This window comes from Streptomyces sp. NPDC104309 (assembly GCF_055584025.1).
In genome coordinates this window covers 175,684-194,442 of sequence record NZ_JBVJMV010000014.1, presented here as the reverse complement: position 1 = coordinate 194,442, position 18,759 = coordinate 175,684, and the positions used below count along the sequence as shown (strand labels likewise).

The window sequence follows — 18,759 nt, the reverse complement described above, 5'->3', positions numbered from 1 at the left end:
GGGGCCGGGAACTCGGCCGTTCGCTCAGCGACGCACCTTCCGGGTCGCCCGCAGCCACTCCTTGTTCATGGCCGAGATCGACGGCAGCGGAATGCCCTTCGGGCAGGCCGTGGCGCACTCCCCGGTGAGCGTGCAGCCTCCGAAGCCCTCGCTGTCCATCTGTCCGACCATGTCGAGGACCCGGGTCTCTCGCTCGGGAGCGCCCTGCGGCAGGACATTGAGGTGGTTGATCTTCGCCGAGGTGAAGAGCATCGCCGAGCCGTTGGGGCAGGCCGCGACACAGGCGCCGCAGCCGATGCACTCGGCGTGCTCGAAGGCGAAGTCGGCGTCCGGCTTGGGCACCGGTGTGGCGTGTGCCTCGGGGGCGGTGCCGGTCGGGGCGGAGATGTATCCGCCCGCCTGGATGATCCGGTCGAAGGCCGAGCGGTCCACGACCAGGTCCTTGACGACCGGGAAGGCCGAGGCGCGCCACGGTTCGATGTCGATCGTGTCGCCGTCCTCGAAGGACCGCATGTGGAGCTGGCACGTGGTGGTGCGTTCGGGGCCGTGGGCGTCGCCGTTGATGACGAGGCTGCAGGCGCCGCAGATGCCCTCGCGGCAGTCGTGGTCGAAGGCGACGGGGTCGTCGCCGGCGAGGATGAGTTCCTCGTTGAGGGTGTCGAGCATTTCCAGGAACGACATGTCCTGCGAGATGCCGTCCACCTCGTAGGTGGACATGGCGCCGGGGGCGTCGGCGTTCTTCTGGCGCCAGACGCGCAGGGTGAGCTTCATGCGTAGCTCCGCTGGGTGGGGTGGACGTACTCGAAGACGAGGTCTTCCTTGTGCAGGACGGGGGCCTCGCCGGTGCCGGAGAACTCCCAGGCGGCGGCGTAGGAGAACTCCTCGTCCCGGCGGGCGGCTTCGCCGTCCGGGGTCTGCGACTCCTCGCGGAAGTGGCCTCCGCAGGACTCCGCGCGGTGCAGGGCGTCGAGGCACATGAGCTCGGCGAGCTCCAGGTAGTCGACGACGCGGTTGGCCTTCTCCAGCGACTGGTTGAACTCGTCGCCGGTGCCGGGCACCTTGATGCGGCGCCAGAACTCCTCGCGGATCTGCGGGATCCGGTCGAGTGCCTTGCGCAGCCCCTCCTCGGTGCGGGCCATTCCGCAGTACTCCCACATGAGTTCACCGATCTCGCGGTGGAAGGAGTCGGGGGTGCGGTCGCCGTCGACGGAGAGCAGCAGGTTCAGCCGGTCCTCGGTGTCCGCGACGACCTCTTCGACGGCGGGGTGCGAGGCGTCGACCTCGTCGTGGTGGGGATTGCGGGCCAGGTAGTCGTTGATGGTCGACGGCAGGACGAAGTAGCCGTCGGCGAGGCCCTGCATCAGCGCGGAGGCGCCGAGCCGGTTGGCGCCGTGGTCGGAGAAGTTGGCCTCCCCGATCGCGAACAGGCCCGGGATCGTGGTCTGGAGGTCGTAGTCGACCCAGAGTCCGCCCATCGTGTAGTGCACGGCGGGGTAGATCCGCATCGGGGTCTCGTACGGGTTCTCCGCGGTGATCCGCGCGTACATGTCGAAGAGGTTGCCGTACTTCTCCTCGACCTTGGCCCTGCCCATCCGCTGGATGGCTTCGGCGAAGTCCAGGTAGACGCCCTGTCCGCCGGGGCCGACGCCGCGCCCCTCGTCGCAGACGTTCTTCGCGGCGCGGGAGGCGATGTCACGGGGGACGAGGTTGCCGAAGGCGGGGTAGATGCGCTCCAGGTAGTAGTCGCGCTCGTCCTCGGGGATCTCGTTCGCGGGGCGGTTGTCGCCCTTGGCCTTCGGCACCCAGATCCGGCCGTCGTTGCGCAGCGACTCGCTCATCAGGGTCAGCTTGGACTGGTGGTCACCGGTGCGCGGGATGCAGGTGGGGTGGATCTGGGTGAAGCAGGGGTTGGCGAAATAGGCGCCGCGGCGGTGCGCGCGCCAGACGGCGGTGGCGTTGGAGTTCATGGCGTTCGTCGACAGGTAGAAGACGTTGCCGTAGCCACCGCTGGCCAGGACGACCGCGTCGGCGAAGTAGGTGTCGATCTTCCCGGTGACGAGGTCGCGGGCGACGATGCCGCGGGCCTTGCCGTCGACGATGATCAGGTCGAGCATCTCGGTGCGGGCGTGCAGTTCGACGTTGCCCGCGGCGATCTGCCGGGACAGCGCCTGGTAGGCGCCGAGGAGGAGTTGCTGTCCCGTCTGGCCGCGGGCGTAGAACGTGCGGGAGACCTGGACGCCGCCGAAGGACCGGTTGTCGAGGAGGCCGCCGTACTCGCGGGCGAAGGGGACGCCCTGGGCGACGCACTGGTCGATGATCTCCACGGAGATCTGGGCGAGCCGGTGGACATTGGACTCGCGGGCCCGGAAGTCGCCGCCCTTGACCGTGTCGTAGAAGAGCCGGTGGATCGAGTCGCCGTCGTTGCGGTAGTTCTTCGCGGCGTTGATACCGCCCTGTGCGGCGACCGAGTGGGCGCGGCGGGGCGAGTCCTGGAAGCAGAACTGGACGACGTGGTAGCCCTGTTCGGCGAGGGTCGCGCCGGCCGAACCACCGGCGAGGCCGGTGCCGACGACGATGACGGTGTGCTTGCGGCGGTTGGCCGGGTTGACCAGCTTGGCCTGGAAGCGGCGGGTGTCCCAGCGTTCGGCGACGGGGCCTTCGGGGGCCTTGGTGTCGACGACGGGCGCGCCCGTGCGGTAGTGCGGGTAGTCGGTCATGTCAGCTCACGACTCCGGTCATGACGGCGACGGGTACGGAGATGAAGCCCACCGTCAGCACCAGTGCGAGGACGTTGGCGATGGTCTTGAGGAAGCGCTCACGGGTTGCCCGGCCCGCGCCGAGGGTCTGTGCGGCACTCCAGAACCCGTGCTGCACATGGAGTCCGAGGGCGAGCATGGCGACGATGTAGATCGTGTTGCCGTACCAGGTGGAGAAGGTGTCGACGACGTTCTGGTACGGGTGCCCGGACTGGAACCCGCCGGAGTGCACGGTGCCCGTCGTCAGGTCGAGGATGTGCCAGACGATGAACAGGGCGAGGATGATCCCGCCCCAGCGCATGGTCCGGGTGGCATAGCCGGCGCGCGGCTTCTTGTGGACGTACTTGGCGGGGCGCGCCCTGATGTCGCGACGGCTCAGCTGGTACGCGGAGACGGCGTGCAGCACCACGGCGAGGACGAGCACCACACGGACGATCCACAGGGCCCACTCGTAGTGCAGGAAGGGCTCCCCCATGGTCCGCAGCCAGTGCGCGTAATGGTTGAACTCGCCGGCCCCGAAGAAGATCTTCAGGTTGCCGACCATGTGGACGACCAAGTAGAGGAGCATGATCAGGCCACTCACGGCCATGATCGTCTTCTTGCCGACGGACGAGTCCCAGAGCGTACGCGTCATGGACGGCCGTCGGTCCGTCCGTGTTGCCAATGCCATGGACACGACGCTAGGGCCGAAGGGCCCCATCAGTCCAAGACATGGCGCGGCTCATGTTCATAGGCTTTGACTATCGACGCCGTTAGGCTGCCTGTATGCAATTCCAGCAGCTGATGTATTTCGTGGCCGTGGCGGAGACGCGGCACTTCACCCGTGCCGCCGAGGAGGTGCACGTCTCCCAGCCCTCGCTCTCCCAGCAGATCAGGGCGCTGGAGAACGAGCTGGGGGCGGAGCTCTTCAGCCGGGCCCGCGGCAACATCACCCTCACCGACGCGGGCGAGGCCCTGCTGCCGCTGGCCCGCCGCATCCTCGCGGACGCCGACACCGCACGCCACGAGGTGCAGGAGCTGGCGCAGCTGCGCCGGGGCCGGGTCAGGCTCGGGGCGACGCCCAGCCTCTGCACGGGCCTCCTGCCCGATGTGCTGCGCGCCTTCCATGACCGGCACCCGGGGATCCAGCTGCTGCTGGAGGAGGGCGGCTCGCTGGACCTCGTACGGGAGCTGGCACGCGGCGCACTCGATCTCGCCCTGGTCGTGCTGCCGCTGCCCGCCGCCTCCCCCGCGCTCACCACGGTCGAGCTGCTCCAGGAGGACCTGGTCGTGGTGTCCTCGGCGCGGGCGCCACGGCCCGGCCGGGGCGGGAGCGTGCGGATCGCCGACCTCCAGGGTGAATCACTGGTGATGTTCCGGCACGGCTACGACCTGCGCGAACTGACGGTCGCCGCCTGTCGCGCGGAGGGCTTCGAGCCGTCGTTCACGGTGGAGGGCGGGGAGATGGACGCGGTGCTCGGTTTCGTCCGGGCGGGACTCGGGATCGCGGTGGTGCCCAGCATGATCGCCGTCCGGGCCGGCCACGACCTGCGGACCACACCGCTGGCCCGGCCGGGCCTGCGGCGCACGATCGCACTCGCGCACCGCAGCGATGTGGCTCCGCCGCGCGCGGCACGCGAGCTGCAGAAGGTGCTGCTCGCCAGCCGGACGGACTGATCCGGCCCGTCCGGCCTGCGAGAACCGCGCCGACGCCCTCCGGCGTCGCTCACACCGCGTCGGCCAGCAGCAGCGAGTGGATCCGGTCGGGCGCCCCGGGACGGGCGTAGTACCACCCCTGCGCCGTGTCGCAGCCCAGATTCCGCAGCTGCTCCGCCTGGGCCCCGGTCTCCACGCCCTCCACCGTGACCGCGAGGTCCAGGCTGTGCGCCAGCGAGACGATTCCCTCGACGATCTTCATGTCGACCGGGTCCACCGGATGCTGCTGCATGCCCTGGGTGAAGGAACGGTCCAGCTTGAGCACGCTCACCGGGAGCCGACGCAGATTGGCCAGGTTCGAGTACCCGGTACCGAAGTCGTCGAGCGCTATGTCGACGCCCATCTCGGACAGTTGCCGCAGCGGCTTGAGCAGATCGTCGTCCGCACCGATGAGCGCGGACTCGGTGACCTCCAGGCACAGCGCCCCGGGGTCGAGCCCCGACCGCTCCAGGACGTCGACGGTCTCGGCGACCAGCCGCGGGTGGTGCAGCTGGGTCGGCGAGAGGTTGACGTTGATCCGCAGCGGACCGCCGTCACTGTGCCGCTCCTGCCAGAAATTGGCCTGACGCACGGATTCCTCCAGCACCCAGCGGCCGAGCGGCACGATCAGTCCGGTGTGCTCGGCGAGCGGGATGAACCGGTCGGGGCCGAGCACTCCGTGCTGCGGATGGCACCAGCGCACCAGCGCCTCCGCGCCGTGCACCGAGCCGTCGCCCAGATGCACCAGGGGCTGGTACTCGATGAAGAACTCACCGCGCTCCAGGGCCGCCGGCAGGGCCGTGGTCAGCCCGTGCCGGGTGATGGCGCGGGCGTCCGCCTCGGCGTCGGCGAGCTCGAAGCGGTTGCCGCCCGCCGACTTGGCCCGGTACATCGTGATGTCGGCGCTGCGCAGCACCTCGGCGGCGCTGCGTTCACCGGCGGGCCCTTCGACGACCCCGATGGAGCCGCGTACGGTCAGTTCACGGCCTTCCAGGCGGATCGGGGTGCTGAGCACACCGAGGATCCGGCAGGCCAGCTCGTCGACCTCCGTCCGGGTGTCGGGGCCCGTGGTCAGGGCCACGAACTCGTCGCCGCCGAGCCGTGCCACCATCTCGCCGGGCGCGGTCGCACAGCTCTGCAGCCGGTCGGCCACCTCGACCAACAGCCGGTCGCCCGACGCGTGACCGAGGCTGTCGTTGATGGCCTTGAAGCCGTCGAGGTCGAGATAGCACAGGCCGAAGCGGCTGCCGTCATCGGCTGAGAGCGCTTTCTCCAGCCGCTCGAAGAACAGCGTCCGGTTGGGCAGGCCGGTGAGCGCGTCGTGGGTGGCCTCGTACCGCAGCCGCAGGTTGAGCAGCCGACGCTCCGTGGTGTCCTCCAGCAGTGCCAGTTGGTACTCCGGTCTGCCCTCGGAGTCGCGCAGCAGCGAGACCGTCAGATTGGTCCACAGGACGGTGCCGTCGTTGCGGTAGTACGGCTTCTCGACCCGGTAGTGCTCGCGTTCGCCGCGTACCAGCTCGTTGTAGTACTTCCAGACCTGCGGCGAGTCCTCCGGGTGGACCCACTCATTGACCTTGTGGCTGCGCACATGGTGCTCCAGCCCGCCGAACATCCGGGTCAGGGTGTCATTGACCTCCAGCACATTGCCGTCCAGGTCGGCGATCCCGATGCCGACGGCCGCGTCCTTGAAGACGGCGCGGAAGCGTGCCTCCGTGGCATGCAGGGCCTGCTCGGCATGCGAGCGGGCGGTGAGTGCCGAGCGCGCGATGGCCTCCTGTTCGGCGAGGGTCCGCTCGCGCAGCGCCTGGGTGAAGCCGCCCGCGAGGGCATGCTGCATCCGGGCGCAGCGGGCTCTGCTGTCCTCGGTCGACAGCAGCGTCTCGCCGTTGCCGCCGCAGTAGAGCACGAGGTACGAGTCGACCACACCGAGCGTGCTGCTGAGCGCGTCCGGATCCGTGCAGTGCGCGGCGACGAGGGCGGCACCCACCTCGCTCGTGGGAGCCGCCTCGAAGGGCCGCGCGTGCAGGATGTCGCTGAGCGTACGGGCCAGCGGCAGCAGATGCTGTTCGAACTCCGGGCGCGTCATGGAGGTCGCCGTCGACGGGAAGATGGCCCGGCTCCAGATCGTGGCGAATCTCCGGAGCCGGTCCTCGGGGCCGTCGGGCTCCGTGTCGGGCGCTCCGGACGATTGGGCGGGAATGCTCACGCCTTGCGTCCCACTCCCGCGAAGCCCGAGAAGGCGAATGGATCCTCGTGCTCCGGCGCCAAAGGGGTGTCGGGGCGCCAGTTCGGCATCGGCACGAGTCCGGGCTCGACCATCTCGTACCCCTCGAAGAACCGGCCGATCTCGTCGCACGAACGCATGATCAGGGGGTTGCGGATGTTCTTGTAGACGTCGACCGTGCCGCCCGCCTCCTCCTGGGTGAGTGGAATCCCCTCGTACGACGCGTGGGTGATGACGACGAGGCTGCCGGGGGCGAGTGCCTCGCGCAGTTCGGTGAGCGCGCTCCGCGGGTCGTCGGAGTCCTCGATGAAGTGCAGTACGGCGACGAGGAGCAGAGCCACCGGACGCTTCAGGTCAAGCAGTTCGGAGATCTCCGGGCTCTTCACGATCTCCCGCGGGCGGCGCAGATCCGCGGCGGCGATCACCGCCCGGTCGTTTCCTTCGAGTACGGCCTGGCTGTGCGCGACCGCGACGGGGTCGTGATCGACATATGCCACCCGGGCCTCGGGGTCGGCCGCCTGCGCGACTTCGTGCACATTGCCGAAAGTCGGTATTCCGGAGCCGATGTCCAGAAACTGGGTGATGCCCTCGCTCACCGCATAACGCACGGCCCTGCGCATAAAGGCGCGATTCGCCTGCATGATCTTGGGGAGTCCCGGCATGAACTCCATCGCCTTGCGAGCCGCTTCCCGGTCCACCTCGAAATTGTGCGATCCGCCCAGATAGAAGTCGTACATGCGAGACACGCTCGGCACCGTGATGTCAGTGCCTTGCGGTGCCCAGGCGGGACGCTCCATCGATGTCTCCAACAAGTCGCCACGGCGATCCGGCCATGTTCATGGTCAGTGTTGTCCAGAGGCTACTGATCGACCGCCAGGAGAGCGAGCGGAAACGGAAATTAGCCGTCCGTTATTGGTCACACACCAGTGGCATGTGCGATCGACCTGTCGCTACGTGTGACATTCGGCGACGAACCGGCCGCACAGAGGCACTTCGGGCTACTCGGGGGGCACCCTCAGTTCGGCGACCGGGGCACCACGTACCATGTACTGCCGATGCCTTGGCCGTTGGTGTCTTCCGCGACTTCACCTCGCCGGTGAAGGTAAGGACCTGACAGCAGTGGACGGCTTGCCGTTCGCGTCCGCCGGGCCGATTGAAAGCGGCAAATCCCTTGGTGGTGACGCCTTGACGTCATTCATCGCAAAGGGGCGACGACCGTGTACTTCCGTCGACGGGACCCGTGCGGACCGAGTTCATCGACTGCGCCACATCCTTCTTGAAGCGATAGACCGTCCTGCCGTGCTTGTCGACGACAATGGCTCCGAGTTCTGGATCCTTCGCTGCCGAAAGCCCCGCGAGTTCACCGGGTTCGGCGCCGGCCGGACCTTCGGCGTTCACCGCGGGCTTCCCGTCGTGCGACGCGGACATGAACCGGCTGTCGCCCACCTGCGGCCCCTGGGCGGCGCCGGCCCGGCGCCGCTCCTCCCCTCACTCTGACCTCATGCCATCGTGAGCGCGAGGAGGGCCTCCGGCGCCCTCATGTGCGAGTTATTCCGTCGGCGAAACACGACAACTCCCCGTCGCTCCGGACTGATTGCGACCCGCAGCCGCTCATCCACGGCCCCGGGCACGGGTGGCGCCCCACTTTGTTCAACGCGTTCCCAGAATTTCCCTGAGCCGCAAACATCTGGCGCTCCATGTCCCCACCATCAGGGGAATCCGGTCCGCCCCCGGCGTGTGCCGCTACGGGCCGGAACATGCTCCCCGTCGTGTACGGATCACTCATAGGACGGCTCGCGGCGGCCGTCGTACTCCTCTGGCTGCCGACCGCCCCGACACCCGCGGTGGCGGACAACTGCGCGTACGCCTCCATCGGGGAGGACGGCGGGAGTTCGGCGGTCGCCGTGTCGGGCGACGGCCACTGTCACGCGGGCCCGGCGCCCAAGCCGACCCCACCGCCGAAACCGACGCCGCCACCCCCGCCACCCCCGCCACCACCACCGCCGCCGCCACCGCCTCCACCGCCGCCGACCCACGCGCCGCCGCCACCGGAACGGGAGCCTGTGCCACCGCCCCCTCCGCCCTCGCCCTCGCCCTCCGTACGCTCCACGCCTCTTGCGCCCCGGCCCGTGGCGCTCCCCACCTACCGCAAGCCGCCACGCAAGGTCCCGCGCCGCGGCACCTCCCTGGTCACCCTCACCCTCATGATCACGGCCCCCGCGGTGTTCGCTGTCGCCGTGCTGCGTCCCCGCTCCCGATGACCTTCGGAGGAAACCATGCCGGAATGGCTTGTTCTCGCCCTCGCCATGATCGCGGCCAGCGCCGTCGTCCTGACCATCGCCGTACTCAGCAACCGCCGGATCGCGGATGATGACGACCCGTCCGAGACGCCTGACGTCATCGAGTACATGACGATGATGATCGGCGTGGTCTACGCGATCGTGCTGGGTCTCGCCATCGCGGGCGTCTGGGAGGGCCGCGGCGCGGCCCAGGAGTACGTACGCCAGGAGGCCCAGGCCCTGCACGAGGTGAAGGCCCGCTCCGCCGTCTACCCGGCCGAGGTGCGTACGCGCATCCGCACCGATGTCGACGCCTACGTCCGTCACGTCCTCCACGACGAGTGGCGGTCCATGTCGGACCACGGCACCCTCACCGACGAGGGGGCCCGGCTCCTGGACCGGGTACGTGCCGACGTCACCGACTACCAGCCGAGGAACGACCACGAGGGGCAGGCATATCAGCCACTGGTCGATGAGGTCGCCGCGGCCGACGACGCCCGCAGCGGACGCGGCCAGAGTGCCGGTGCGACCATGCCGGGCGTGGTCTGGTTCGGACTGATCACCGGGGCGCTGGTGACCATCGGGCTGATCTTCACGCTGCAGATCCGCAGAACCTTCCGTGAACTGCTGCTGGCAGGCCTCTTCAGCGTTCTGATCGCCTTTCTGCTCTTCCTGATCTGGGACTTCGACTCCCCCTTCGGCCGGGGCATCTCGGCCACCTCGGCGCCGTTCCTCGATCTGTTCCCCGGGGCGGCTGGCGGATAGCCGTCCGCCGAAAGCCGACATGGGGGCGATGCGCCGCTCGGGGGAAACCGGTGCCCCGAGCGGCTCACTCGGATCGACGGAGAACAGTGCGACTTCTAGCGTTTGGCCCGTCGAGGTGCATTTCTGACGCTCTGTGGAAATCCGTTCCGCAACTGCTCCTCGGGGACCGGAGGATTCACCCATGCGCGCAATAGGTGTCGCACCCGTCGCCCTGCTCGGCGCCGCCGCACTCGTCCCGACCGCCGCGGCCGCGTCCGCGTACGCCGCGACGTCGACAGGCGCGTCCTCCGCGACCGGATACACCGTCACTCCGTCGGTGATCGCGCCGGGGAGCCAGGTCGTCCTGGCCGCCCGGGGGTGCTCCACAACCGCCACGGCCGGCTCCGGAGTGTTCGACACGGTCACCATCCCCAGAGGCGGAACCGCCGCGGCCACCGTCGACCGGAACGCACGACCTGGCGCCGCCTACGAAGTGACGTTCATCTGCAACACGTCACCGGACTCCACGGCGAAGGTCGGCCTCACGGTCGGTACGGCCTCCGGCGTACCCACCACCGGCGCTCCGGTCGCTCCGGCCGGTGTGAAGGGCCCACTCGGTGACGGCGTCGACAGGACGAACGCCGCGGAGGTCGCCGCCGGAACAGCGCTGGCGGTGGTCACGGCCAGCGCCGCCATCCATGTGGTGCGCCTGCGCAAGGAGAGCCGCCCGCACTGAGAACAGGGCAGTGCGGCCCGATACACCCGTCGTCCCGAGCCCTGTCGACAGGACCCGGGACGACGGGCGTATCGGATCGGCGCCACCCGTTCGCCCCTCCCCGATCGCCGCCCGCCGCCTCGCGCCCAAGGGCTGTCCCGTCATCCGTGGCGGATCAGCGCGCGGCGTCGGATGCGGTGCGTCGCAGGTCGCAGAGGCGTCCGCATACTGGAGGTGTGCGGACGTCCCGACAACGCGGCGAGGATGGGGCCTCCCCTGCTCGAGCGCAGCCGAGAGCTTGGGGAAGTAGCTGTCGTCGCGTGCGCGCCAGGAGGTACGGGCGACAGCCCTCAGCGTTCCAAGCGTCGCGACGAAGGGAGAACCATGGACCGGGGCAGTCGGCGAGCCGTACGGACCAGACCGTCACCGTGGGGTGCCGTCGCCCTGCTGGTGCTCACCGGCTTGGCGCTGGCGCAGAACGGCGCGGACTTCTCACTGGGCCCTCCCCGGTTGGCCGCCGCCCCGACCGAGTCCCGTCCGCCGGCCCCCGAAGGGCGCGTGGGAGACGTCGCCGCGACGCCGCGCCCGGCGACTCCGTCCGTCGGCCGCGCGCTCAGCGGCGCTGCGGCACCGTGATCCGGTAGCCGTCGTCGAGCAGTTCGGGGAGGTACCGCCGCAGCGCGGTCACGCTCTGCGAACGATTGCCTCCCGCGTCGTGCGACAGTACGACGACTCCGGGTGCCGCCCCTTCCCGGACCCTGCGGACGATCGTGCGGGCTCCCGGTTGGGTCCAGTCCAGCGTGTCGACGGTCCACGCCATCGGCTCCATCCCCAACTCGGCGCCGATCTCGAAGGAGTTCCGGTTCCACGCTCCGTACGGCGCCCGGAACCAGAGCGGCGCAGCACCGGTGACCTTTTCGAGCACCTCGCTGGTGCGGCCCATCTCGTCGTGGATGCCGGCCCGGGAGAGCTTGGTGACCAGAGGGTGCGTCCAGGTGTGGTTGCCGATGGTGTGACCGTCGGCGGCGATCGCCCGCACCAGGTCCTGGTTGTCGTGGGCCATCTCCCCGCAGAGGAAGAACATCGCTCGGACATCGTGTTCGCGCAGCGTGGCGAGGATGTGCGGGGTGTAGAGCGGGTCGGGGCCGTCGTCGAACGTGAGCACCATGGCGTGCCCGATCTCGGGCAGCTTCTCGAAGGGCCTGGTACGGACGGGCGGCGCCGCCGGCCGGAAGCGCGGCGGGGCGCCCGCGGTCATCGGTCGGAGCCGGTAGGCGGAGGGCCGCGCGCGGGGGGCGGACGGGGGTCCCGCGGCGCCCGCCGCGAGCGGTGCGGAGGTCCGGGACGGTGTTCCGGCCGGGTCTGCGGCGATCACACGCACGGCACCGGCCGTGCCGAGTCCGGCAGCCAGCCTCAGCAGCGTTCTGCGACCCGGCAGCCTCTGATCATTTTTCATGACCAACTGCTCGCACGTCCGTCAGCGCGCGCCGGTCAACGACACCGGCCGTGGGGGGTTTTGTACCCAATGGAGGGACGCACTCCGGAGCAACCGGCAGCCCCTTCCCAGGTCGCGCCGCATCCCGGGCCGGAACCGGCTCCGCGAGCGGATAGCCTCACTGCCGTGACTGACCAGCAGCCCCACCAGTTCGAACGTGGCACAGACGGCCCGAAAGTGATCGTCTCCGGCCTCGACGGGTCCGATTCGTCCATGCGTGCCGCGGCATACGCGGCAGGACTCGCCCGTCGGCAGGGAGCCATGCTCGCCCTCGTCTACGTCCAGCCCGTGCTGCCCGCCGGGGCCGCGCTCGGCGCACCGGTCGCCGACACGACCGGAGAGGTCGCGGAGGGGCTGGTGAACGAGATCCGGGAAGCGACGGCGCGGATGAAGGACATATGGGATGTGCGCTGGGAGTTCCACACCTTCCGCGGTGATCCCTACAACGGGCTCGTGACGGCGGCGGACGAGCTCAAGGCCGATGCCGTCGTGGTGGGAGCGTCGGAATCGGCCGGGCACCGGTTCATCGGATCGGTGGCCATCCGACTGGTGAAGGCGGGCCGTTGGCCCGTCACGGTAGTGCCGTAACCGTCGCGGAACCCACACCTCCGCCGGACGGCACGCCGTCTTTCGTCCCTGCCTCGCCTGGGCCATCATGAGCGCCCGTCAGGGACAGCCGTCAGCAGAGGGGTGACTCATGGCCAGGCTCCGAATGGGCGAGGGTGTGCTGCGCCGCAAGCCGATCGAACAGATCGACGAGACGAGGCCGACGGGGGATGTCACCACTCGTCTCACCAGATCGCTCGGGCTGTGGCAGCTCACGGCGATCGGCGTGGGCGGCATCATCGGCGCGGGCATCTTCACCCTCGCAGGCACGGTGGCGAACGGCACTGCGGGGCCCGCGGTCCTGCTCTCCTTCCTGATCGCGGGTGTGGCGAGCGCGGCAGCCGCGTTCAGTTACGCGGAGTTCGCGGGCCTGATCCCCAAGGCCGGTTCCGCCTACACCTACGGATACGCGGTGCTCGGCGAGCTGGTGGGCTGGTTCATCGGCTGGGACCTGCTGCTGGAGTACACGGCGATCGTCGCCGTCGTCGCGATCGGCATCTCCGGCTACTTCAGCTTTCTGCTCGGGGAGATGGGGCTCGAACTGCCGAAGTGGATGCTGGGCGCGCCGGGCACCGGGCCGGGCCATCGGGTCGACCTGTTCGCCGCGCTGCTCTGCCTGCTCGTGGCGTACCTCCTGACTCTCGGCATCAAGAACGCCGCCCGCTTCGAAACGATCGTCGTCGTTCTGAAGGTCCTGGTCGTCCTGCTGGTCATCGGCGTCGGCGTGTTCCATATCAACACCGCCAACTACCACCCGTTCTTCCCGTTCGGCGTGAGCGGCGCCTTCACCGGCGCGGCCACGGTGTTCTTCGCGGTGTTCGGGTACGACGCCATGTCGACGGCCGCCGAGGAGTCCAAGGACGCCCAGCGCCACATGCCGAAGGCGATCCTGTACTCCCTCGCCATCTCGATGGTGCTCTATGTGGCGGCGTGCCTGGTGCTCACGGGGATGCAGAGCTACAAGGACATCGACCCGGAATCAGGGTTCTCCACGGCCTTCAAGTCGGTCGGGCTCAGCGGGCTCGCCAATGTGATCGCGGTGGGCGCCGTCATCGGCATCCTCACCGTGATGTTCACCTTCATGCTCGGCGTGACCCGGGTGTGGTTCTCGATGAGCCGCGACGGGCTGCTGCCCAAGTGGTTCGCCAAGACCCATCCGACCCGGCACGTACCGACCCGGGTGACCTGGATCGTCGGCGCGGCTTCGGCCGTGATCGCCGGGTTCCTGCCGATCGGCGAGGCTGCCGAGCTGACGAACATCGGCATTCTGCTGGCGTTCGTGGTGGTGTGCATCGCGGTGATCGTGCTGCGTTACAAGCGGCCCGACCTGCCCCGTACGTTCCGCACCCCCGGCATGCCGTTCGTGCCGGCCCTGGGAGTGGTGTTCTCGGTCTGGCTGATCACCTTCCTGCAGTGGCAGACGTGGGTGCGCTTCGTGGTGTGGTTCCTGATCGGTCTGGTGGTCTATTTCGGCTACTCGTACCGGAAGTCGGAGATGGCGAGGACACCGGAGACGGGAACGGGGGCGGGAACGGGTTGATCCGTCGCCCCGTGCTCCGTCACCCCGTCCGCCGAGAGGACGGAGCGAAGGGCCGCCGGGGCGCTGCGACGGCCGCCCGACGCCCGTACGGACACCGCGCCGGCCATCGCGCGGTGGCCGTGCGCACCACCGCGCCGCCCGCCGCCCGACCGTTCACCGCACCATTCGCCGCACTGTGCGACCGCTCGTCGCACGGAGCCGCCCAGCGACTGTTCCTCGGCGCCCCGATGCGTTCGTATACGCCAGTCGGCAGCGAAGCGGCAGGGCCCACCACGGGGAAGGGCGTTCACGATGACCACCACGACGACCGATGAGCTGACCCTCGCGGATGTCCAGCGGGAACACGGCCCCGCCCTGTTCCACTTTCTGCTCGGGCTGACCTTCGGCGACCGGCAGCGGGCCGAGGATCTGCTCCAGGAGACGCTGGTGCGGGCCTGGCAGCATCCGGAGGCCTTCGACGCTCCGTACGACTCGATGCGGCCCTGGCTGTTCACCGTCGCGCGGCGCCTGGCGATCGATGCGCGCCGGTCGAGGCAGGCCAGGCCCACCGAGGTGGGTGACGTCGTGCTGGAGGCCGCCGCCGGCGAGGAGGACACCGCCGAGTCCACGGTCTCGGCCCTCGACGTGCGCGACGCGGTACGCACCCTCAGCCCGGAGCACCGCGCCGTCCTCGTCCAGATATATTTCCGCGGCCTCAGCGTGGGCGAGACGGCACGGATCCTCGGTGTTCCGGCGGGCACGGTCAAGTCCCGGTCCTACTACGCGCTGCGGCAGCTCTCCCGTAACCTGCCGGGTTACTCCAGCAGGTCCTCCACGCTCAGCAGGGCAAGCAGCGACGCGGCCTCCGCCACCTCCACGTAGTCGGCGGCGCAGCGGTCGCAGGACTGCAGATGGAGGGAGACCGTACGGGTCTCGCCGGCCGTGAGCGCATCGAGAACGTAGGCGCCGAGCAACTGCCGAACGTGCGGGCCCTCCCCGGGATCGGCGGTCATCGCATCCTCGTGTCGTGGTCGGGTCCGGTCGTGACGGATCCTGCCTTTCTGGCCACGCGGGGCGTGCTCCCCCGGTTCAATGCTCCGTGAAGCCCGGTGCCGAGAAGAGAAAGAGGCGAGACGGGATGCGCCCGGAACGTCAGGATGGAACGAGTGGGGGCGGGCTGCTGGTCCCGATGGCCTGGATGTACGCCGAGTACATCGCCGATGAGCTGCTGCGGACCGGTGATCTGATGGAGCCGTCCACGCTGGAGTACCGCGCGGGCCGCGACGCGCTCGCGCTCACCGTCTTCCTCTCCGACGACGGTGTAGCCGACGCCCTGCCCGCGGCCCGGATGGACGAGCTGCGGCTGCTGACCGCGTACGGGACGGCGTGGCGCGGCTGGGTCTGTGAGCGGCTCGACGCACTGGAGGCGTCCGCCGGGCCCGGGTCCGGCGGCGCGGACCCCGATCTGGCGCTGGCCCGCGTGGCCTGGCGGTGGCTGGAGGAGACCGAGCTGCTCGCGGCCGACCTCGACGCGATCGGTCCGCCGCCGTGGGAACCGGTGGGCGACGGGCCGGACGCGGACGAGACGGCCCAGGTGTGGACGCCCGCCTGGCAGCTGGGGCTGCCGCTGGGGCATCTGGCGATCCATCTGCACTGAACACCTCCCCGCCCGGTGATCAGGAACCGTGCACCCCCGCACGGTACTTGGGCAGCCGCACCGTGATCCTCATCCCTGCGCCGAGGCCCGTCTCGATGACGAGTCCGTAGTCGTCCCCGTACACCTGGCGCAGCCTTTCGTCGACGTTCAGCAGCCCGATCCCGGTGGAGTGGCCGCCCTCGCCGCGCAGGATGTGGCGCAGGCGTTCCGGGTCCATCCCCGCGCCGTCGTCCTCGATGACGACTTCGGCCTCGGACCCGGCGTCGAGTGCGCTGATGGTGATCCGGATGGGGGTCTCCCCCGCCCGGCCGGAGCCGAGGGGCCGGGGAGGGCCGACCGCTCCTTCGAGGCCGTGTTTGACCGCGTTCTCGACCAGGGGCTGGAGGCAGAGGAAGGGCAGGGCGACGGGCAGCACCTCGGGGGCGACCTGGAGCGTGACCGCGAGCCGTTCACCGAAGCGGGCCCTCACCAGCGCCAAGTACTGGTCGATGGAGTGCAGTTCGTCGGCGAGGGTGGTGAAGTCGCCGTGCCTGCGGAACGAGTAGCGCGTGAAGTCGGCGAATTCCAGCAGGAGTTCGCGGGCACGCTCGGGGTCGGTGCGGACGAACGAGGCGATGGCGGCGAGCGAGTTGAAGATGAAGTGCGGGGAGATCTGGGCCCGCAGCGCCCTGATCTCGGCCTCGATGAGCTGGGTGCGGGAACGGTCGAGCTCGGCCAGTTCCAGCTGTACGCAGACCCAGCGGGCCACCTCTCCGGCCGCTCTCGCCAGCACCGCGGATTCGCGTGGGGCGTAGGCGATGAGAGTGCCGAGGACCCGGTGGTCGACCGTGAGCGGTACGGCGACGGCCCAGCGCAGCGGGCAGTCGAGGTCGTCGCAGTCGCTGTGGAAGGCGGTGTCGCGGCCGCTGGCGAGGAGGCCCCGCACCTGGTCCATGACGTGCCGGCCGTGGTGTTCGCCCTCCCCGTCCCAGACCAGCACCCGGTCACGGTCGGTGAGACAGAGGGCGTCGGTGCCGAGCAACGAGCGGAGCCTGCGGGCGGACTTGCGGGCGCTCTCCTCGGTGAGTCCGGCGCGCAGGGGCGGCGCGGCGAGCGAGGCGGTGTGCAGGGTCTCGAAGGTGGCGTGCTCGACGGGGGTTCCGACATCGCTGGAGCGGACGGGGCGGGCAGTGCGGCGGCCGAGCAGGAAGCCGGCGCCCAGCAGCAGGAGGACGAGCACGGCGTATCCGGCCCCGGTCATCGGTGTCTCCCGGAGGTCAGCGCTTCCGGCAGGTGGAAGCGGGTCATGGCGGCGTTGGTGCCGGGAGGTATGCGGCCGGGTGTGGCGAGCGAGACCAGAACCATGGCGAGGAAGCCGACCGGCACCGACCAGACGGCGGGCCAGGCGAGCAGGGCGTGCGGCCAGCCCGGCGGGCGGACCGTGCCGCTGACGGTGATGGCGACGGACAGGAACGCGGAGCCGCCGCCGAGGAGCAGTCCGGCGACCGCGCCGGGCGGGGTGAGCCGCCGCCACCAGATGCCGAGGACCAGGAGCGGGCAGAAGGAGGACGCCGAGACGGCGAACGCCATGCCCACCGAGTCGGCCACCGGCACCCGGCTGACCATCAGCGAACCGGCCAGCGGTACGCACACGGCGAGGACGGTGGCCAGCCGGAAGTGCCGTACCCCGCGCGAGGGGAGCACGTCCTGGGTGATGACTCCGGCGACGGCCATCGTGAGCCCGGAGGCGGTCGACAGGAACGCCGCGAAGGCGCCGCCCGCGATGAGCGCGCCGAGCAGATCGCCGCCGAGCCCGCCGATGACCCGCTCGGGCAGCAGCAGCACCGCGGCGTCCGCGTCCCCGCCGTGGATCAGCTCGGGGGCGTACAGCCTGCCCAGGGCGCCGTAGACCGGTGGCAGCAGGTAGAACACGCCGACGAGGGCGAGGACGGCGACCGTCGTGCGACGGGCGTCGCGGCCGTTGGGGCTGGTGTAGAAGCGGACGACGACATGCGGCAGCCCCATGGTGCCGAGGAACGTCGCGACGATCAGCCCGTAGGTGGCGTACAGCGGATGGTCGGCGCGGAAGGCGGAGAGCTGCTCGTCGAAGGTGACCCGGGGCTGCCCGTCGCCCTGCCAGGCGAGCACGAGGAAGATCGCGGGGACGAGGAGCGCGGTCAGTTTCAGCCAGTACTGGAAGACCTGCACGAACGTGATGGAGCGCATGCCGCCCGCGGCGACGGCGAGGACGACGACGGACGCCACGAGCACATCACCGAGCCAGCCGGGCGCGCCGGTCAGGATCTTGAGCGTCAGTCCCGCGCCCTGGAGCTGCGGTACGAGGTACAGCCAGCCCGCCGCCACGACGAAGACGCTCACCAGCCGGCGCACCTGTCGCGACTCCAGCCGCCCCTCGGCGAAGTCGGGCAGGGTGTACGCCCCCGAGCGGCGCAGCGGCGCGGCGACGAAGACCAGCAGGACGAGATAGCCCGCGGTGTATCCGACCGGGTACCAGAGCATGTCCGGGCCGTGCACGAGCACCAGGCCCGCGATGCCGAGGAAGGAGGCGGCGGAGAGGTATTCGCCGCTGATCGCCGCGGCGTTGAGCCGGGGCCGCACGGTGCGCGAGGCGACGTAGAAGTCGGAGGTGGTGCGGGAGATGCGCAGCCCGAAACCGCCGACGAGGACGGTCGCGGCCACGACCACGGCGACGGCCGCCACCGCGTACGTACGGCTCACTGTGCGGAGCGGCCTTCCACGAGCCTGGCGAAGTCGCGTTCGTTGCGTTCGGCACGCCGCACGTACCACCAGGCGGTCAGGGTCAGCGGCGGATAGGCGGCGAATCCGAGGACCGCCCAGACGAGCGCGGCGCTGTGCAGTGCCTCGAAGACCAGCGGCAGCGTACCGACGACCACGGCGAGGACGGTGAAGGCGGTGAGTCCGGCGCGCAACTGGCCGCGCATCAGCGAACGGACGTACGCGCCGCCGAGTGCGGTCTGCTCGTCGATCTCCGACTGGGTGCGATAGCGGGGCAGCGGGCGGACCCGCCGGGGCTCCCCCGTCACCACTTCGCGCCGGGGCGCAGGCTCTGCGGACATGGGCCCGGAGTGT

The 18,759-nt window shown here is 69.9% G+C and carries 20 protein-coding genes; 9 read left to right on the top strand and 11 right to left on the bottom strand.

All coding sequences use genetic code 11. From position 1 onward, the window contains the following. Positions 1-24 precede the first annotated feature (24 nt). From ACZ68L_RS22175 to ACZ68L_RS22165, 3 genes are read right to left on the bottom strand one after another with little or no spacing between them, the layout of a single operon-like run. The gene (locus tag ACZ68L_RS22175; RefSeq protein WP_072488934.1) at positions 25-771 is read right to left on the bottom strand and encodes a succinate dehydrogenase/fumarate reductase iron-sulfur subunit; all 747 of its coding nucleotides are present in this window, start codon (positions 769-771) and stop codon (positions 25-27) included. Continuing rightward, on the bottom strand, positions 768-2,717 hold the full coding sequence (locus ACZ68L_RS22170; protein ID WP_469579440.1) for a fumarate reductase/succinate dehydrogenase flavoprotein subunit: 1,950 nt from the start codon (positions 2,715-2,717) through the stop codon (positions 768-770). The genes ACZ68L_RS22175 and ACZ68L_RS22170 overlap by 4 nt, the downstream gene beginning before the upstream one ends. Before the next feature lies 1 nt (position 2,718). Continuing rightward, a complete protein-coding gene (locus ACZ68L_RS22165; RefSeq protein WP_469579438.1) occupies positions 2,719-3,426 on the bottom strand; it encodes a succinate dehydrogenase in 708 nt (235 codons plus the stop codon). A 95-nt stretch (positions 3,427-3,521) separates the two neighbouring features. On the opposite strand from ACZ68L_RS22165, the gene ACZ68L_RS22160 reads away from it, so the two are divergent. After that, the gene (locus ACZ68L_RS22160) at positions 3,522-4,412 is read left to right on the top strand and encodes a LysR family transcriptional regulator (RefSeq protein ID WP_469579435.1); all 891 of its coding nucleotides are present in this window, start codon (positions 3,522-3,524) and stop codon (positions 4,410-4,412) included. 49 nt (positions 4,413-4,461) lie between these two features. On the opposite strand, the gene ACZ68L_RS22155 is transcribed toward ACZ68L_RS22160, so the two are convergent. From ACZ68L_RS22155 to ACZ68L_RS22145, 3 genes are all read right to left on the bottom strand, one after another. After that, positions 4,462-6,636 carry a putative bifunctional diguanylate cyclase/phosphodiesterase gene (locus ACZ68L_RS22155; protein WP_469579432.1) on the bottom strand — a complete coding sequence of 725 codons (2,175 nt, stop codon included), beginning with the start codon at positions 6,634-6,636 and terminating at the stop codon, positions 4,462-4,464. Then, positions 6,633-7,451, bottom strand: a complete 819-nt coding sequence (locus tag ACZ68L_RS22150) for an SAM-dependent methyltransferase (RefSeq protein WP_469579431.1) — start codon at positions 7,449-7,451, stop codon at positions 6,633-6,635. Before ACZ68L_RS22150 ends, ACZ68L_RS22155 begins: the two co-directional genes overlap by 4 nt. 394 nt (positions 7,452-7,845) lie before the next feature. Next, entirely contained in the window at positions 7,846-8,100 is a 255-nt protein-coding gene (locus ACZ68L_RS22145) for a hypothetical protein (protein ID WP_469579429.1), read from the bottom strand. Between the two features lie 683 nt (positions 8,101-8,783). Between ACZ68L_RS22145 and ACZ68L_RS22140 the strand changes: the two genes are divergently transcribed. From ACZ68L_RS22140 to ACZ68L_RS22125, 4 genes are all read left to right on the top strand, one after another. After that, positions 8,784-8,915: a hypothetical protein gene (locus ACZ68L_RS22140; protein ID WP_351084420.1), complete on the top strand. Its 132-nt coding sequence runs from the start codon at positions 8,784-8,786 to the stop codon at positions 8,913-8,915. 15 nt (positions 8,916-8,930) lie between these two features. Beyond that, a complete protein-coding gene (locus ACZ68L_RS22135) occupies positions 8,931-9,698 on the top strand; it encodes a bestrophin-like domain (RefSeq protein ID WP_469579427.1) in 768 nt (255 codons plus the stop codon). A gap of 181 nt (positions 9,699-9,879) precedes the next feature. Continuing rightward, positions 9,880-10,413, top strand: a complete 534-nt coding sequence (locus tag ACZ68L_RS22130) for a hypothetical protein (protein WP_469579425.1) — start codon at positions 9,880-9,882, stop codon at positions 10,411-10,413. Between the two features lie 363 nt (positions 10,414-10,776). Then, entirely contained in the window at positions 10,777-11,028 is a 252-nt protein-coding gene (locus tag ACZ68L_RS22125) for a hypothetical protein (protein ID WP_469579423.1), read from the top strand. Here ACZ68L_RS22125 and ACZ68L_RS22120 read toward each other — a convergent pair. Next, positions 11,006-11,848 carry a polysaccharide deacetylase family protein gene (locus tag ACZ68L_RS22120; RefSeq protein ID WP_469579422.1) on the bottom strand — a complete coding sequence of 281 codons (843 nt, stop codon included), beginning with the start codon at positions 11,846-11,848 and terminating at the stop codon, positions 11,006-11,008. The two genes, ACZ68L_RS22125 and ACZ68L_RS22120, sit on opposite strands and share 23 nt — an antisense overlap. Before the next feature lie 165 nt (positions 11,849-12,013). On the opposite strand from ACZ68L_RS22120, the gene ACZ68L_RS22115 reads away from it, so the two are divergent. The 3 genes from ACZ68L_RS22115 to ACZ68L_RS22105 all read left to right on the top strand — a co-directional run bounded on the left by ACZ68L_RS22115 (position 12,014) and on the right by ACZ68L_RS22105 (position 14,894). Next, entirely contained in the window at positions 12,014-12,475 is a 462-nt protein-coding gene (locus tag ACZ68L_RS22115) for a universal stress protein (protein ID WP_361444688.1), read from the top strand. A 109-nt stretch (positions 12,476-12,584) separates the two neighbouring features. Then, the gene (locus ACZ68L_RS22110; protein WP_469579420.1) at positions 12,585-14,033 is read left to right on the top strand and encodes an amino acid permease; all 1,449 of its coding nucleotides are present in this window, start codon (positions 12,585-12,587) and stop codon (positions 14,031-14,033) included. Between the two features lie 291 nt (positions 14,034-14,324). Further along, positions 14,325-14,894, top strand: coding sequence for a sigma-70 family RNA polymerase sigma factor (locus ACZ68L_RS22105; RefSeq protein ID WP_469579419.1), 570 nt, complete (start codon positions 14,325-14,327; stop codon positions 14,892-14,894). Here ACZ68L_RS22105 and ACZ68L_RS22100 read toward each other — a convergent pair. After that, the gene (locus ACZ68L_RS22100) at positions 14,828-15,025 is read right to left on the bottom strand and encodes a zf-HC2 domain-containing protein (RefSeq protein WP_469579417.1); all 198 of its coding nucleotides are present in this window, start codon (positions 15,023-15,025) and stop codon (positions 14,828-14,830) included. The genes ACZ68L_RS22105 and ACZ68L_RS22100 overlap by 67 nt on opposite strands. Before the next feature lie 125 nt (positions 15,026-15,150). On the opposite strand from ACZ68L_RS22100, the gene ACZ68L_RS22095 reads away from it, so the two are divergent. Then, positions 15,151-15,669 (top strand): hypothetical protein, encoded by a 519-nt coding sequence (locus ACZ68L_RS22095; protein ID WP_469579415.1) that lies wholly within the window; start codon positions 15,151-15,153, stop codon positions 15,667-15,669. 19 nt (positions 15,670-15,688) lie between these two features. Here ACZ68L_RS22095 and ACZ68L_RS22090 read toward each other — a convergent pair whose 3' ends face one another. Genes ACZ68L_RS22090 through ACZ68L_RS22080 form a run of 3 tightly spaced genes read right to left on the bottom strand, consistent with a single transcriptional unit; the run spans position 15,689 to position 18,746 of the window. Beyond that, positions 15,689-16,909, bottom strand: a complete 1,221-nt coding sequence (locus ACZ68L_RS22090) for a sensor histidine kinase (RefSeq protein WP_469579413.1) — start codon at positions 16,907-16,909, stop codon at positions 15,689-15,691. Next, complete coding sequence (locus tag ACZ68L_RS22085; RefSeq protein ID WP_469579412.1) at positions 16,906-18,387, bottom strand: sodium/solute symporter; 1,482 nt, start codon at positions 18,385-18,387, stop codon at positions 16,906-16,908. Before ACZ68L_RS22085 ends, ACZ68L_RS22090 begins: the two co-directional genes overlap by 4 nt. Beyond that, positions 18,384-18,746 carry a hypothetical protein gene (locus tag ACZ68L_RS22080; RefSeq protein WP_361444668.1) on the bottom strand — a complete coding sequence of 121 codons (363 nt, stop codon included), beginning with the start codon at positions 18,744-18,746 and terminating at the stop codon, positions 18,384-18,386. The genes ACZ68L_RS22085 and ACZ68L_RS22080 overlap by 4 nt, the downstream gene beginning before the upstream one ends. Positions 18,747-18,759: the final 13 nt, after the last annotated feature.